Genomic DNA, 16,026 nt, shown 5'->3' on the forward strand with positions numbered 1-16,026 from the left:
GCTTTCCTTCGCTGCGTAGATTTCCGGCACAGGCATGCACAACCCAGTGTGAATGACAACAAATTTTGCCCAAAGTAAAAATGTCATATATATTTTTTACTCAGGATAAAATATGCATCATCAAGCTTTCGTAGTTACGGTAGGAGGAGGCCGGGTTCCATGACGGCAGACGCATTCCCCCATCTGTTTCAGCCGCTGCAGATCCGTGGCGTGCGACTGAAGAATCGCATCATGTCGTCCGGTCACGATACGACGCTGCCAACCGACGGACTGGTCAACGATGCGCTGATTGCCTATCACGCAGCGCGAGCGCTGGGCGGGGCGGGTCTGATCGTCAGCCAGGTGGCCGGCGTGCATGAGACGGCACGCTATACCTCGCACATGCTCATGGCGGTCAGCGACGACTGTATCGAGGGCTATCGACGGCTTGCGGAGGTCTGTCACGCCGAGGGATGTGCGCTGTTCTCGCAGCTCTTTCATCCCGGGCGCGAGATCATGGAGGGCGGCGACGGGCTTTTGACCGTTGCCTACGCGCCGTCCGTCTCGCCGAACGAGCGTTTTCGCGTGATGCCGCGGCAGCTCGACCAGCGCATGATCGACGAAATCGTTGCCGGCTATGCCGCCGCCGCGCGCCGCATGCATGCGGCTGGCATCGATGGCGTCGAGTTCGTCGCAAGCCACGGCTACCTGCCCGCCCAATTCTTCAATCCCCGGGTCAACCGCCGCAGCGATGCCTATGGCGGCGATCTGGAAAACCGGCTGCGCTTTGCGGTCGACGCGCTCTCGGCGATGCGTGCCGAGACGTCGGAGGATTTCGTCATCGGCATGCGCATCAGCACCAGCGAGCGCGACGAACAGGGGCTGACGGGCGACGAGGCGCTCGCCATCTGTCGCCGGCTCGAGCCGCTGCTGGATTATGTCAGCCTGACGGCCGGTACCTCCGCCTCACTCGGCGGGGCCGTGCACATCGTGCCGCCCATGGCCTATCGCCATGCCTATCTTGCCGGCGATGCCGCGCGGTTTCGCCAGGCCCTTACCGTTCCCGTCTTCGTCACGGGTCGCATAAACCAGCCGCAGGAGGCCGAAGCGGTCCTTGCCGGCGGTTCGGCGGATGTTTGCGGGATGACGCGGGCGATGATCTGCGATCCGGCCATGCCGGGCAAAGCCGAGGCGGGACATGCCGACGATATCCGCGCCTGTATCGCCTGCAACCAGGCCTGTATCGGCCACTTTCACCGCGGCGTGCCGATTTCCTGCATACAGCATCCCGAAACCGGGCGAGAGCTGGAATTCGGCACACTTACGCCGGCCGCACGGCCGAAATCCGTCATGGTGATCGGCGGCGGGCCGGCGGGCCTCAAGGCTGCGGCGGTTGCCGGCAGTCGCGGGCATCATGTGACGCTCTACGAAGGCGCACCGCAACTCGGCGGCCAGGCGCTGCTTGCCCAGCAGCTCCCTAGACGCGCCGAGTTCGGCGGCATCGTCACCAATCTCGCCCACGAGGTGGAGCGGGCCAATGTCCGCGTGGTGCGCGGCACGCGTGTGGATCGCGTGCTGGTGGAGGCGGAAAAGCCGGATGCGGTGATCCTCGCCACCGGCGCGAAACCCTACCGACCCGATATCGAGCAGGATGGCAGCGTCCAGATCGTCGATGCGTGGCAGGTGTTGCGCCGCGAGGTAAAAACCGGCAGCCGCGTCGTCGTCGCGGATTGGCGCTGCGACTGGATCGGTCCCGGCATTGCCGAACTGCTGACCGGCGAGGGGTGCAGCGTCGAGCTCGCGGTCAACGGCACCCATGCAGCCGAACTCCTGCCGCTCTACGTGCGCGACAACATCGCCGCCGAACTGCATCGCATCGGCGTGCGCATCACGCCCTATGCCCGCCTCTACGGTTGCTATGGGGGCACGGTCTACATGCAGCACACAGTGAGCGAGCTGCCGATCCTGTTCGAGGAGGTGGACACGCTGGTGCTCTGTCTTGGCCATGAGCCGGTGGACGAACTCGGGGAAATGCTGCGGGGCCTGGTGCCGGAAGTCCACATCATCGGCGATAGCCTCGCCCCCCGCACCGCCGAAGAGGCGGTCTACGAGGGGCTAAAGGTTGGCGCTTCGCTTTAAAGGCCTGAGGCCGCTTGGTTACGCGCAGCCCCTTGCCGTCACAGGGCTTTCAGCACGTCGCCCAGTGCATCCACCAGCATGTCGGCATTCTCGCGGGAGAAGACGAGCGGCGGGCGAATCTTGAGGACGTTGGCCCGCGGCCCGGAAGCGCTGATGAGGATGCGGCGCTCGCGCAGGCCGTTGACGATGCGGGTGGTCAGGGCGGCGTCGGGGCTCTTGGCAGCCGGATCGGCGACGATCTCGACACCGATGAATAGGCCGGAGCCGCGCACGTCACCGATGGCATGATAACGGTCGGCAAGGCTTTTGAGGCCGTCCACCAGATAGCGGCCAACCTCCAGCGCGTTCTGCTGCAGGCCTTCAATCTGGATCGTGTCGAGCACGGCCTTGCCGGCCGCGGCAGCAATCGGATTGCCGCCGAACGTGTTGAAATAGCGCGCCCGCGGGCCGAATTCGGCAATCACCTCGGGCCTGAGCACGATGCCCGCCATCGGGTAGCCGTTGCCCATCGGCTTGCCGATCGTCACCATGTCGGGTGAAACGCCGTGGCGCTCGAAACCCCACATGGCCTCACCGGTGCGGCCGAAGCCGGGCTGGACCTCGTCGGCGACGAAGAGGCCGCCCGCCGCGTGGATCGCATCGACAGCCGGCTTCAGAAAACCCTTCGGGCCGGCGAAAATGCCGTCGCTGGAAAAAATCGTGTCGGTGATCAGCATGGCCGGCTTGATGCCGTGGCGCTGGAGATCCGCGATGGCGGCGCGCACGTCGCGGCCGAACTTTTCCATCACCTCTTCCGGCGAATGGCGATAGCTGTCCGGTGCGGGCACGGTGCGCACATGTGGCCCGAGCGTCACCGATTCGCCAAGCGACGGCGAGAACTCGGCAACCGCGCTCGTCAGGCCATGATAAGCGAGATCCGTCGCAATGATGCCGGTGCCACCCGTGACATAGCGGGCGATGCGCACCGCAAGGTCGTTTGCCTCGCTGCCCGTGCAGGTAAACATGGCCTGGCTGAGCGTTTCGGGGAACGTCGCCGTCAACGCCTCGGCATAGTCGATGATGCCTTCGTGCAGGTAGCGCGTATGGGTGTTGAGCACCGCCGTCTGCTTGGTGATTGCCTCCACGACGCGCGGATGGCAATGGCCGAGCGAGGCGACGTTGTTATAGGCATCAAGATATTTTTCACCCGAGGCGTCATAGAGGAAGACGCCTTCGCCGCGCACCAGGTGCAGCGGCTTTTCATAAAACAGGCGGTAGGCGGGGCCGAGCACCTTTTCCCGTCGGGCGATCAACGCCCGTTCGGCCTCGTTCAGCCGCTCGAAATCTTCCTGCGAAAATGCATTCACCATCGACATGGTCAGGCCTCGGAAAGGTTGGGCACGAGCCGTTTCAGCCCGGCGGGTGTCAGATCGGATATGTTTTGCAGGCCCCGCCAGGCGGTGGCGTGGTTGCGCATGATATAGTCGCGGTTCTCCGGAAACCGCGCGGAACGCCATTCGGCGATGATGATGGACATTGCCAGCCGGCAGCGGCACAGAAGCGGCAGAAGTTCGATCTCGCCAGGCTCGAGTGGGCGTGCAGAGAGGAACCCTTCGAGAAGGGCGCGGGTGCGCGCTTGCCAGTTGTCCGTCGCGAGATGATAGGACAGCCCGACGGCGAGATCGTTGATCAGCGGTGCATGCACCATGTCACCGAAATCGATGATGCCGACGACGTGGGTGGGTGATGCCGGGTCGAGCAGGATATTATGCGGATTGAAATCGTTGTGGATGATCTGCTGCCGCTTGAGCGCAGCGATGGCCGGCAGTGCCTGCTCGAACTCCGCAATGACGCCCGCCGCCTGCGACCGGCGTTCCGGTGCGACATCGTCGATGACAACAGCAAGGTCGAGCATATGGGAGATGTCCCACATCAGCTTTCCGGCGGGTGGGCGGCCGTTGTAGGCCTCTAGCCCAAGGCCGAGTTCCGCCAACGCGCGGCCCACATTGCGGCTCTGGGCTTCGGTCGTGGGCGTGCGATATTGCAGTTCTCCCGGCAGGAAGGTCAGCAGGCGCATGATGCGCGGGCCGTCGGCGGTTGCGAGCGTCCGGCTTTGTTCGCCATCCCTCGTGCGCACCAGCCGTGGCACGGGCACTGTGGGGGCTGCCGCTGCAAGATGCAGCAGCGCGCCGTCCTGGAATTCCAGTGCGGCCGGGTCCTCGGCGGGATTGGCGATCTTGAGAACGAAATCCGTACCGTCAACGCGGGTGAACAGGAAGGTTTCGTCCCGCTCGCTCGAAAGCCGTTTGACGGCGCCGGAAAGGCCGTAAACATCCTCGACCGCCAGCTTTGCATCGTCGAGCGACGTCACGCTCCATGTCGCCGACATGGAATCAGGTTTCTTCGCGGCGGGCGATGGCTCCGTCATGTTTGCTCCGTTGATGCGGTGGTCCGCACTTTTCTTGCCTGTCCCGTCCCGCTGTCGAAGGTGCTTACGGCGGGAGTATGGTGCCGACCGGTAGAGAAAGATAACGTCCGGCAGAGGCTCATACTTGAAACACGTCATAAAAGATGCATCAAGTATCTTATTATTTTATTTTGCGGATGAGTTCCATGGCTGAATTTACGACACTGGAACATGAGAACCTCAACAGCGTCGTCTACGCCGCACTGTGCGATGCGCTGATGCAGGGACGTTTCCAGCCGGGCGACCGGCTGAAGATCCGCGATCTCGCCGAACAGTTCGGCACCAGCGTCACGCCGATCCGTGACGCCATCCTGCGCCTTGCCAACGATGAGGCAATCACCTTCCGCTCGCCACGCGACATTCGCATTCCCGGCATGGCCGAAAGCCGTTACCGGGAAATCCGGGCGATCCGCATCCGGCTGGAGGGGCTGGCCGCGGAGACGGCCGCGCAAGTCGCTACCAGTGCCGATATTCATGCTTTGGAGGGCATTTTACGGGAAAATGAGCAGGCAATCGACGCTGGTGATCGCCTGAAAGGCACGCAGCTCAACCAGGCCTTTCACTTCATGCTGCCGCAGATTGCCGGGCTTCCGGTGCTGAACAACATTCTTCGACGGCTCTGGTTGCAGATGGGACCGCATATTTCGGATGCCTACATCGAAGGCGGGCGGGCGATGATCGATCATCACTACCCTGTCATCGAGGCGCTGAAACGGCACGATCCTGCCGCCGCTTCGATAGCGATCGTCGACGACATTTTGCTGGGCGGCAAGCCGATCCTCGAGCGCATCGTGCACGGTGTGGAACGACCCGCCCGGCGCGCGTGATGACCGTGCGAACACGAGGCTTGCATTTCGCGAACCGCCTATTACGATGCATCAAGCATCAATGGAGAATGCGTCCATGACCGAAGAACGCCGCTACATGTTGCTGACGGGAGCGAGCCGCGGCATCGGCCATGCGACGGTAAAGCTCTTCCAGTCGAAGGGCTGGCGCATTCTCACCGTTTCGCGTCAAGCCTTTTCCGAGGAATGCGCCTGGCCGTCCGCCCGCGAAAGCCATATCCAGGCCGATCTTGCCGATCTGAGCCAGATCGAGCGTCTCGCCGCGACCGTGCGTGAACGCCTGCCGAACGGCCGCCTACACGCTCTGGTCAACAATGCCGGCATCTCGCCGAAGGGACCGGGCCGCTCGCGCCTTGGCGTGCTGGAGACCGAGGCGGATGTCTGGACGCAGGTGCTCAATGTCAATCTCATCTCGACCGCGCTGATCGCCCGCGCGCTGATGCCGGAGCTGGAGGCCGCGCAGGGATCGATCGTCAACGTGACCTCGATTGCAGGCTCCCGCGTGCATCCCTTCGCGGGCGTCGCCTATGCGGCCTCCAAGGCGGCGCTCGCCTCGCTGACGCGGGAAATGGCCCATGAATTCGGCCGCCGTGGTGTGAGAGCGAATGCCATCGCACCAGGTGAGATCGAAACGTCAATCCTTTCACCGGGAACGGATGAACTGGTGGCGGCGGAAGTGCCGATGGAGAGGCTGGGCGAACCGCGCGAAGTTGCGGAAACCATCTATTTCCTATGCACCGAACCATCGTCCTACATCAACGGTGCGGAAATCCACATCAACGGAGGGCAGCACGTCTGACAACGGTCAAGACGGCAACGAAATCCGTTGACCGACGCAGACCGGAATGCATCAATCGGCCGATACGTGCCCCGGGGAAAGGGCGCAGCGACCGGAGAGGCTGCAACACCGCTGATACGCCAAAGGCGAGGGCGGCGCAGTCACACAAGTTCGTCATCGGAGCCGGCCTGCCGGTTCCTTCATAAAAGAGAAAAGGGGAGTGCCATGAAAACCATCGTGAAATCCGGGATTCTGACGGCCGCCGCCGTCGTGCTGTCCGCAAGCCTTGCCCTGCCGGCCTTGGCGCGCGACCTGACCGTCGTCTCCTGGGGCGGCAATTATCAGGATGCGCAGCGCAACATCTATTTCAAGCCGTTCGCGGAAAAGACCGGCAAGCCTGTGCTGGACGAGGCCTGGGACGGCGGCATCGGCGTCATTCAGTCGAAGGTCAAGGCCGGCGCGCCGAACTGGGATGCCGTTCAGGTGGAAGCCGAAGAACTGGCGCTCGGCTGTGCCGACGGCCTCTACGAGAAGATCGACTGGGACAAGTTGGGCGGCAAGGACAAGTTCCTCGACAGCGCGGTCAATGACTGCGGCGTTGGCGCCATCGTCTGGTCCACGGCGATTGCCTATGACGGCGACAAGCTGAAGGAAGGCCCGGCCTCCTGGGCGGACTTCTGGAATGTCGAAAAATTCCCGGGCAAGCGCTCGCTGCGCAAGGGCCCGAAATACACGCTTGAATTCGCGCTGCTCGCCGATGGGGTCTCGAAGGACGAGCTCTATGACGTGCTCGGCACGGACGAAGGCGTCGAACGTGCCTTCAAGAAGCTCGATGAGTTGAAGGCGAACATCGTCTGGTGGGAATCCGGCGCCCAGCCGCTGCAGTTCCTTGCGTCTGGCGAAGTCGCGATGGCCTCGGCCTATAATGGCCGCATCACCGGCATCAACCGTACGGAAGGCAAGAACTTCAAGGTCGTCTTCCCCGGCAGCATCTACGCCGTCGATAGCTGGGTCGTGCTGAAGGACGCGGAGAACAAGGACGCCGCGCAGGACTTCATCGCGTTTGCGAGCCTGCCGGACAACCAGGCAAAGCTGCCGGAATTCGTCGCCTACGGCCTGCCGAACAAGGAAGCGGCCGCCAAGGTGCCGGCGGAATTCGCCAAGGACCTGCCGACCGATCCCGCGAACATGACGGACTCGATCGCCCTCAATGTCGACTTCTGGATCGACAATGCGGAATCGCTGACGCAGCGCTTCAACGCCTGGCTGGCCCAGTAAGCACATCCGCGATGGAGGGCGCTCGAAACGGGCGCCCTTCCTGCCCGGCTGGATGCGTCCTTGCGGGGCTCCCGCATGATGTATTCTTCGCCTCTAGCGATGGAGTCTTCCTTGGCCGAATTCATTCGATTTGACCGCATCACCAAATTCTACGGCCTGCTCTGCGTGGTCGAGAACCTCGACCTCGGCATTGCGAAAGGCGAGTTCGTCAGCCTTCTCGGCCCGTCCGGTTCCGGCAAGACGACGTTGCTGATGATGCTCGCCGGCTTTGAGCAGCCGACCTCCGGCAGCATCCTGCTTGATGGAACGGCGATCAACACTGTGCCGACCCACAAGCGCGACATGGGCGTGGTCTTCCAGAGTTATGCGCTGTTCCCCCACATGTCCGTTGGCGACAACATCGCCTTTCCCTTGCAGATGCGGGGGTTCGGCAAGGCGGAGACCGGCGAACGGGTGAAGCGGGCGCTCGACATGGTGCAGATGTCCGCGCTTGTCGATCGCCGGCCCTCCCAGCTCTCCGGCGGCCAGCAGCAGCGCGTGGCGCTTGCCCGGGCGTTGGTCTTCGAGCCGCGCGTCGTGCTGATGGATGAGCCGCTTGGCGCGCTCGACAAGCAGTTGCGCGAGCAGATGCAACTCGACATCCGCGACCTGCATCGCCGCCTCGGCCTCACCATCGTTTTCGTCACGCACGATCAGTCCGAAGCGCTGACCATGTCGGACCGCGTCGCGGTCTTCAACAAGGGCAAGATCGAGCAGATCGGTACGCCGCGGCAGGTCTATGACGAACCGACGACGCGCTTCGTCGCCGAATTCATCGGCGAGACCAATCTGGTCGAGGGTGTCGTCGAGGCGGTGCAGGGTGCTGAAGCCAATGTGCGGCTGAGTTCCGGCGCCCAGATCGTTTCGGCTGTTTCCGGCACCGTGGCACCGGGCCAGACCGTCTATCTTTCCATCCGTCCCGAGCGGGTCGATCTCACCGAGATCGCCGGCGACGCCCGCAACAGTCTCGAAACGGAAGTGACGGACAGCGTCTACCAGGGCGATCATCTTCGTGTGCAGTTGCAGAATGCGGCGCATCCGCTCATCGCCAAGCTCGGCCGTCGGTCGCGCGAGTTTCCGCCGGGCACCAAGGTCTATGCGGCCTTTGCGGCCGGCGATTGCCGGGTCATTGCGCCATGAGCGGGGGCTCGTCACGCACCGGACGGTCGCTGCTTCTTCTGGCGCCGCTGCTCGTCTTCCTCATCGGCTTTTTCGTCTGGCCGCTGTTCAGCATGATGTCGCAGGCGATATCGGATCCGGCCGTGTTGCGCCTCCTGCCACGCAGCGCCGAGGTCATCGGCGACTGGGATCGAAAATCGCCGCCAACCGCGCCCATGCAGGCCGCGCTGATGGAGGACCTGAAGGCCGTCGACGATGACCAGGCGCTCGGCGACATGGTGCGGCGCCTGAACAGTGCCCGCTCCGGCTTCCGCACGCTGATGGGCAAGACCACGAGCGCGCTGGCCGACGCGGCCAACCCGCCCGCCGATCTCGTCTCGATCGACAAGCGCTGGGAAAAACCGGAATTCTGGATCGCCATCGCCGATGCGCTTTCTCCCTACACAGACCGCAACCTGCTCGCCGCCGTCGACCTCGGCCGCAATACCGCCGGTAATATCGAGCACCTGCCGGCCGACCAGTCCGTCAACCGCGTGATCCTTGTGCGCACCTTCTGGATTGCAGCACTTGTCACCTTCTTCTGCGCCTGCATCGGCTTTCCCTATGCTATCATCGCCGCGTCACTCGAGGGCTGGAAGCGCGACCTGATGCTGGCCGCCGTGCTGCTGCCGCTGTGGACATCGCTTCTCGTGCGCACCGCCGCCTGGTTCATCCTGTTGCAGGAGCAGGGCCTCATTAACGACCTGCTGCGCGGCATCGGCCTGATCGACGCGCCGCTGGCACTGATCTTCAACCGCACCGGCGTCATCATCGCCATGACCCATGTGCTCCTGCCCTTCATGGTGCTACCGATCTATTCGGTTCTGATCACCATCCCGAAAAACCTCATGCCTGCCGCCGCCTCGCTCGGCGCGCCACCGCTGCGAGCGTTCGTGCGCGTGCTCCTGCCGCTCAGCCTGCGCGGCGTCGCCTCCGGCTGCCTGCTCGTCTTCATCTCGGCCATCGGCTACTACATCACGCCGGCGCTGATCGGCGGGCCGGGCGACCAGATGATCTCCTCGATCATCGCCTTCTACGCGACGGGTTCGGCGAACTGGGGCATGGCCGGTGCGCTCGGCATGGTGCTGCTTGTCGCGACACTCGTGCTCTACAGCGTCTATGCGCGTCTCTCCAGCGACGAACCGGGGAGGCGCTGATCATGCCGATGAAAATCGCCAAGGCCACCTTTGCCACGCTGACGGTTCTCTTCCTCATCGCGCCGCTGATTGCCATCCTGCCGCTTGCCTTCACGTCGAGCGTCATCCTCACCTATCCGATCCCCTCCTGGTCGCTGCGCTGGTTCGAAGAGCTGTTCTTCGCCGATGCCTGGCGCCGTGCGATCGTCAACAGCCTGATCATCGGCACGGGCACGACATTGCTTGCCACCATTCTCGGCACGGCGGCATCGCTTGGCCTGCGCAACCGGCTGCTGTTCTTCCGCGGCTCGATCCGCACGCTCTTCCTGCTGCCGATGGTGGTGCCCGCCGTGGTGCTCGGCGTCGGCATGCAGGTGCTGCTGGCGGGCTTCGGCCTGACGAACAGCTATCTCGGCGTCATCATCGCCCACACGGTCGTCGCCGTGCCCTTCGTGATCGTCAGCGTCAGCGGCGCGCTTGCCGGCATAGACGAGCGGGTGGAACTGGCAGCGCAAAGCCTCGGCGCATCGCCGACGACGGTGTTTCGGCGTGTGACTTTGCCGCTCGCCATGCCGGGCGTGCTGTCCGGCGCCGTGCTTGCCTTCGCCACGTCGCTGGATGAGGTGGTGCTCACCCTCTTCGTCGCCGGTCCCAACCAGCGCACATTGGCGCGGCAGATGTTCTCCAGTATCCGCGAGAATATCAGCCCCGCCATTGCCGCCGCCGCCTTCCTGTTCATCGTGGCGACGGTGATCATCGGCCTCGTCGTCGTGCTGTCGCGCTCCATGCTCGCCAAGCGCCGCTAGATAGCGCGTTTCAGCACCGCGCCGAGCACCTGGTACACGCGCGGCTCCAGCATGTGCGCGACGTTGAAGCGCATGAAGCCGGCCGCCGTCTGCGACACGCTGAAGACGTTGCCGGGTGCGAGCACGACGCCCTCGGCCACGGCGGCCTGCGCGACGTCACCGGAATCCAGTCCCTCCGGCAGCCGGCACCAGAGGTAGAAGCCGCCGCGCGGCGTGAGCCATGGCTCTATGCCGAGCCGGGCGAGCCGGTCCGCTGTTTCGCGCCGGGTGCGGACCAGCTTCCGGCGTAGCTCTTCCATATGCTTGCGATAACCACCGCCGGCCAGCATCTGGGCGATGATCTCACTGGACATCGGGCTCGGGCCTCCGAAATTGGTGGCGATCTGCAAATCCACCAGCCCTTCGATCCAGTCCGGCCGCGCGGCGATGTAGCCGCAGCGCGCGGAGGCAGAGAGCGTTTTGGAGAAGCTGCCGATGCGGATGACGCGGTCGAATCCATCGAGCGCGGCCAGTCGCGTGGAGGGCTCGGGCTCGAAATCGGCAAAGATATCGTCCTCGACGATGATCATCTCGCTGCCTGCAGCCGCATTCAGCACGCGATATGCCGTCTGGGGCGAAAGGGTAGCACCCGTCGGATTGTGGATCGCGGAATTGGTGATGTAGAGCCGTGGCCGTTCGGTGGCGAGTATGGCCTCAAACCTTGCGATATCTGGCCCAAACGGCGTGTAGGGAACGCCGACCACCTCGACCTGATGTGCTTTCAGAAGGGCTTGAAAGTTGAAGTAACAGGGGTCGTCGATGAGCACCTTGTCGCCGGGGCGCAGCAGGAAGCGGCAGATCAGGTCCAGCGCCTGGGTGCCGGTGCTGGTCAGCATCAGATGATCCCGGCCAGCCTCGATGCCTTCCTCCGCCAGTCGGCCGAGCAGTAGGCGGCGCAGCGCAAGCGAACCCTGCGTGCTGCCGTAGTAGGAGAGCAGGTCGCTGTCGCTGCGGGCCAGACTGCGAATGGCCCGGCGCAGTGCCGCGTCCGGCATCCAGTCCGCCGGCAGCCAGCCACAGCCGGGCTTGAGCACTGCGGCATCGGCATCCAACGATTGCCGCGACACCCAGAACGGATCGACCGCACGCGCCTTCGGCGTTTCCGCCTCCGCCAGTTTCAGCGGCGGCAGGCCGACGCCGGCGACGTAAAAGCCGGATCCCCGCTGCGCGCGGATCAAGCCCTCCGCCGCCAGCCGGTCATAGGCCTCCACGACGGTGGAAGGCGAGACGCCCGTCGAGGCGGCAAAGCGGCGGATCGAGGGAAGACGGTCACCGGGTGCAAGCGCACGGCTGGCAATGCGTTTGCGGATCGCCGACATGACATCCGCAATCCGGCTTCCGGTGGGGTTTTGAGTCATGCTTACTTCCACTGTGTTGCCCTATGAACCGGTACACTTCTTCCAAATTGTATTGCTTTGTTTCTGTCTTTTCTAGCCCCTGCGCCTGTATCGTCCTGTGGAATGCGAGGTACTATGAAAACATCCATGGACGGTTGGGGCAGTGGGCTTGCCGGGGTCATCATCTTCAGCGGTTCGCTTCCGGCGACGCGCGTCGCGGTATCGGACTTCTCACCGCTTTTCCTGACCTCCGCGCGCGCCGTCATCGCCGCTTTGCTCGGTGCTGCTCTGCTCTTTGCGCTGCGCCAGAAAAAGCCATCGCGCGACAATCTCCTGTCACTGCTGATCGTAGCGCTCGGCGTCGTCGTCGGTTTTCCGTTGCTGACGGCGATCGCGCTGCAATACATCACGTCCGCCCATTCCATCGTTTTCATCGGCCTTCTGCCGCTTGCAACCGCGATCTTCGGCGTGCTCAGGGGCGGGGAGCGCCCAAAACCGCTGTTCTGGCTGTTTTCCATCATAGGCAGCGCCACGGTGGTGGGTTTTGCCTTGAGCGCCGGTGCAGAGGTCTCGCTTGTCGGGGATCTGCTGATGGTCGCGGCGGTCATCGCCTGCGGCCTCGGTTATGCAGAGGGGGCAAAACTCTCGCGCACGCTCGGCGGATGGCAGGTCATTTCCTGGGCGCTCATCCTTTCGCTGCCGTTGATGGCGATCATCGCGCTTTTCTCCTTGCCCGAGACCTGGGCCGGTATCGGCGGCGGTGCCTGGATGGGGCTCGCTTATGTCTCCGTCTTCAGCATGCTGATCGGCTTTGTCTTCTGGTATCGTGGACTAGCACTTGGCGGCATCGCGGCCGTGGGCCAGTTGCAGTTGCTTCAGCCTTTCTTCGGCCTGCTGCTCGCCGCCGGCCTGCTGCATGAAAAGGTCAGCCCCCTGATGGTGATCACGACGCTCGCCATCGTGCTCTGCGTTGCCGGCGCACGGAAGTTTGCGCGCTGACGCTTTGTTGCGCTTGCCCGGGGCGGCGCGATGGCTATCCTGCCGCAGTGCAACGCGGAGGGAGTGAGGCTGATGTCGTTTTTCGAGGCCGAGGAGAAGGTTTTTTCCAGTTTCGTATTGGGAAATGCTCCCCTCAAGAAGCTTGCCAGTGGTTTCGACTGGGCCGAAGGCCCCGTCTGGTTCGGCGATCACGATTGCCTGCTGTTTTCCGACATTCCCAACAACCGCATGCTGCGCTGGCACCCGACGTCGAGCCTGACGACCTTCCGCGAGCCGTCAAACTTTTCCAACGGCAATACCCGCGACCGGGAAGGCAGGCTCGTGACCTGCGAGCACGGCACACGCCGCGTCACCCGCACCGAATATGACGGCTCCATCACCGTGATTGCGGATCGGTACGAAGGCAGGCCACTGAATTCGCCGAACGACGTGATCATTGCCTCGGACGGTGCGATCTGGTTCACCGATCCGCATTACGGCATCGTTTCCGACTACGAGGGCACCCGCTCGGAACAGGAGCTGCCGTGCAACGTCTATCGCGTCGATCCGCTTTCCGGCGCGGTCCACGCTGTGCTCACGGATTTCCAGTGCCCGAACGGCCTTGCCTTCAGTCCGGACGAAAAACGTCTTTATGTCGCCGATACCGGGCGTATCCACAGCGCTGACCCGCGTCATATCCGTGCCTTCGATGTCGAGGCGGATTGGAAGCTCACCGGTGGTGAGGTCTTTCACACCATTGCGCCGGGCTGCGCGGATGGGATGCGGGTCGATGAGAACGGCAATCTCTGGTCTTCGGCGGGCGACGGCGTGCATTGCATCGCGCCGGATGGCCGCCGCCTTGGAAAAATCCTCGTGCCGGAGACCGTTTCCAATGTCTGTTTCGGCGGACGGAACGGCCACCGCCTTTTCATCACCGCCACCACGTCGCTTTATGCCGTGTCATTGACTGTGCGTGGCGCGCGCCGGCGCGAATGAAGAGACAAACATCGGCCAGGGAATGGAGCGAGCCCGTAAAATCTGATAGGACTCCTCTCAACGGTGTTGGCCCGCGGCGATAATGTCCGGCGGAACGGTCTGGGAGATCTGGATGGCGGTTGATGTTCGGACGGGGAAGGAGATGAGTGCAACGGCAGCGCCGAAGGCGTTGCGTGTCGGTTTCATCCTCTCGAAGAGCTTTACGCTCTCTGCCTTCGCGCTGTTCGTGGACACGCTGCGGCTCGCCAGCGACAGCGAAGATCGCTCCCGCCGCGTCAACTGCGACTGGGATGTTTTGAGCAGCACCCGCAACTTCATCTCGTCGTCGAGCGGCATCCAGGTCGCGCCAACAGCCCCCTTCGCTGATCCCTCCTGTTTCGACTATATCGCCGTGGTCGGCGGCCTGCTCAAGGTCGACGAACCGATCGATAGTTACGCGCAGGCCTATCTGCGCAAAGCGGCCAATGCGGGCGTCGGGCTGATTGGTCTATGCACCGGCAGTTTCATTCTCGCTGAAGCCGGGCTGCTCAAGGGACACACGGCCTGTGTGAGCTGGCTGCATCATCGTGAATTCCGCGGCCGCTTCCCGGATATCGAGGCAACGTCCGAGCAGATCTTCCGCTTCGACGGCAAGGTCGCAACCTGTGCCGGCGGCAGCAGCGTCGCCGATCTCGCGGCAACGCTGGTCCGTCACCATGTCGGCGAGGCGGCGGAGCGTAACGCGCTGGAAATCCTGCAGATCCGCCACCGCCGCGATGCGACCGATCTCCAGCCGCGCAATCCGCTTGGCCTCGAGGCGCGTGACCGCCGCGTGCACCTCGCCATCATGATGATGGAGCAGCACACGGAAGACCTGCTGTCGATCGACAGCATCGCCACCATGACCAACGTCTCCCGCCGCCAGCTCGAACGACTGTTCGAAAGCGACATGGGCGCCTCACCGAGCGCGATCTACATGAAGATTCGCATGGCGGCGGCGCTCAACATGGTGGTGCGCACCAACAAGCCGTTGATTGAGATCGCGCTCGAAACCGGCTTCGAGAGCCTGTCGCACTTCACCCGCCGTTTCCGCGCGGCCTTTGGCGACACGCCTTCGCAAATCCGTCGAGACGGTCGCCGCCAAGCAAGCTGACGCGCAATTCCTGCCGCAAGGCCGCTTCACACTTTTGCTGGAATTGCGCTGGCCGATTGGAACCAAGCCGCTCGCCAGCCGTTCGGTTTCCATTGCAGACAAGGAGACCGCAATGGCAAGCACTGACGTTCAATCCCAGATTTCCGCTCTTCGCGCAGAAATCGCCGCGCTTCAGAAGGATCTTGGGGAGCGGGGCACCGAGGCCTACGAGACGATCCGTGATCGTGCCGGCAATGCCGTCGAGGCTGCACGGCCCGCCGTCCGTTCGGCAACGAAGTATGTTCGCAACGAAGGTGCCGCAGTCGCCCAGGCAGCACGCGAGCACCCCGCGGCCCTTTCCACCGTCGTGCTGACGGCCGGCATTGCCGGTGTCGTCATCGGCTATCTGCTGGGTTCCCTGGAAAGCGAACCGCCACGTCGTCAACGCTGGTTCTGAACAAACGAAAAAGCCCGGCATTGCCGGGCTTTTTCATGGAACGATGGGGGAGCAATTGCTCCCTTGTTTCGTTACCGGTGGCGCAGGCCGAAAAGGTAACCGATGAAGGCGGCACCGGCCAGCGCCGCGAGCGGATTGGTCTGGATGGTGGTGCGCACTTCGTCGCGCAGCGATTCCGCCTTGGCAACCGCAAGCTGGCCAGTACCTTCGGCGATAAGCCCGGCGGATTCCTTCAGCCGGCTGATTTCGGCCTTCAGCGCTTCGATCTGCTCGTTGACAGTTGCTTCCGCCGCCGCGGCGCGGGCATCTTCCGAAATGCTGTCGCGACCTTCAACGACGCCGAGCGTGCGTTTGCCGGTGCTCTTTTCGTCAGCCATGAACATGTCTCCTGAATTTGATGGAATGGCGGAGGAAGAACTTCCTTCGCGCCAGTTGGTTCCACAGGTGATTCAAACTGTGATCGCTACAAGGCGGTTTGGCGATTGACTCTCATGCACTCAATGG

At 63.3% G+C, this 16,026-nt stretch carries 15 protein-coding genes; 11 read left to right on the forward strand and 4 right to left on the reverse strand.

Going from position 1 to position 16,026, the window contains the following annotated elements; all coding sequences use genetic code 11:
• Window positions 1-159: 159 nt before the first annotated feature.
• Complete coding sequence (locus tag BSY16_RS27430) at window positions 160-2,118, forward strand: oxidoreductase (RefSeq protein ID WP_069062936.1); 1,959 nt, start codon at window positions 160-162, stop codon at window positions 2,116-2,118.
• Between the two features lie 38 nt (window positions 2,119-2,156).
• On the opposite strand, the gene BSY16_RS27435 is transcribed toward BSY16_RS27430, so the two are convergent.
• Both BSY16_RS27435 and BSY16_RS27440 read right to left on the reverse strand, forming a co-directional pair.
• Entirely contained in the window at window positions 2,157-3,473 is a 1,317-nt protein-coding gene (locus BSY16_RS27435) for an aspartate aminotransferase family protein (protein ID WP_069062937.1), read from the reverse strand.
• A gap of 2 nt (window positions 3,474-3,475) precedes the next feature.
• Window positions 3,476-4,525, reverse strand: a complete 1,050-nt coding sequence (locus tag BSY16_RS27440) for a phosphotransferase (RefSeq protein WP_069062938.1) — start codon at window positions 4,523-4,525, stop codon at window positions 3,476-3,478.
• A 185-nt stretch (window positions 4,526-4,710) separates the two neighbouring features.
• Here BSY16_RS27440 and BSY16_RS27445 point away from each other — a divergent pair, with 185 nt between their 5' ends.
• The 6 genes from BSY16_RS27445 to BSY16_RS27470 all read left to right on the forward strand — a co-directional run bounded on the left by BSY16_RS27445 (window position 4,711) and on the right by BSY16_RS27470 (window position 10,604).
• The gene (locus tag BSY16_RS27445) at window positions 4,711-5,391 is read left to right on the forward strand and encodes a GntR family transcriptional regulator (protein WP_069062939.1); all 681 of its coding nucleotides are present in this window, start codon (window positions 4,711-4,713) and stop codon (window positions 5,389-5,391) included.
• A gap of 76 nt (window positions 5,392-5,467) precedes the next feature.
• Window positions 5,468-6,208: an SDR family NAD(P)-dependent oxidoreductase gene (locus BSY16_RS27450; protein WP_069062940.1), complete on the forward strand. Its 741-nt coding sequence runs from the start codon at window positions 5,468-5,470 to the stop codon at window positions 6,206-6,208.
• 216 nt (window positions 6,209-6,424) lie between these two features.
• Entirely contained in the window at window positions 6,425-7,465 is a 1,041-nt protein-coding gene (locus tag BSY16_RS27455; protein WP_444798625.1) for an ABC transporter substrate-binding protein, read from the forward strand.
• Window positions 7,466-7,564: 99 nt separating this feature from the next.
• Window positions 7,565-8,644 (forward strand): ABC transporter ATP-binding protein, encoded by a 1,080-nt coding sequence (locus BSY16_RS27460; RefSeq protein ID WP_083243146.1) that lies wholly within the window; start codon window positions 7,565-7,567, stop codon window positions 8,642-8,644.
• A complete protein-coding gene (locus BSY16_RS27465; RefSeq protein ID WP_069062943.1) occupies window positions 8,641-9,819 on the forward strand; it encodes an ABC transporter permease in 1,179 nt (392 codons plus the stop codon). The genes BSY16_RS27460 and BSY16_RS27465 overlap by 4 nt, the downstream gene beginning before the upstream one ends.
• A 2-nt stretch (window positions 9,820-9,821) precedes the next feature.
• The gene (locus tag BSY16_RS27470) at window positions 9,822-10,604 is read left to right on the forward strand and encodes an ABC transporter permease (RefSeq protein WP_069062944.1); all 783 of its coding nucleotides are present in this window, start codon (window positions 9,822-9,824) and stop codon (window positions 10,602-10,604) included.
• Here BSY16_RS27470 and BSY16_RS27475 read toward each other — a convergent pair.
• A complete protein-coding gene (locus tag BSY16_RS27475) occupies window positions 10,601-12,001 on the reverse strand; it encodes an aminotransferase-like domain-containing protein (protein ID WP_069062945.1) in 1,401 nt (466 codons plus the stop codon). The two genes, BSY16_RS27470 and BSY16_RS27475, sit on opposite strands and share 4 nt — an antisense overlap.
• 114 nt (window positions 12,002-12,115) lie before the next feature.
• Between BSY16_RS27475 and BSY16_RS27480 the strand changes: the two genes are divergently transcribed.
• From BSY16_RS27480 to BSY16_RS27495, 4 genes are all read left to right on the forward strand, one after another.
• Entirely contained in the window at window positions 12,116-12,979 is an 864-nt protein-coding gene (locus BSY16_RS27480) for a DMT family transporter (protein ID WP_069062946.1), read from the forward strand.
• A 72-nt stretch (window positions 12,980-13,051) separates the two neighbouring features.
• Entirely contained in the window at window positions 13,052-13,954 is a 903-nt protein-coding gene (locus BSY16_RS27485) for an SMP-30/gluconolactonase/LRE family protein (RefSeq protein ID WP_069062947.1), read from the forward strand.
• A 142-nt stretch (window positions 13,955-14,096) separates the two neighbouring features.
• Window positions 14,097-15,086 (forward strand): GlxA family transcriptional regulator, encoded by a 990-nt coding sequence (locus BSY16_RS27490; RefSeq protein ID WP_069063741.1) that lies wholly within the window; start codon window positions 14,097-14,099, stop codon window positions 15,084-15,086.
• Window positions 15,087-15,198: 112 nt separating this feature from the next.
• Window positions 15,199-15,522 (forward strand): hypothetical protein, encoded by a 324-nt coding sequence (locus BSY16_RS27495; protein ID WP_069063742.1) that lies wholly within the window; start codon window positions 15,199-15,201, stop codon window positions 15,520-15,522.
• A gap of 71 nt (window positions 15,523-15,593) precedes the next feature.
• On the opposite strand, the gene BSY16_RS27500 is transcribed toward BSY16_RS27495, so the two are convergent.
• Entirely contained in the window at window positions 15,594-15,899 is a 306-nt protein-coding gene (locus BSY16_RS27500) for a hypothetical protein (RefSeq protein WP_150130163.1), read from the reverse strand.
• Between the last annotated feature and the right edge of the window lie 127 nt (window positions 15,900-16,026).

The organism is Sinorhizobium sp. RAC02, from assembly GCF_001713395.1.
Taxonomy (GTDB): domain Bacteria; phylum Pseudomonadota; class Alphaproteobacteria; order Rhizobiales; family Rhizobiaceae; genus Shinella.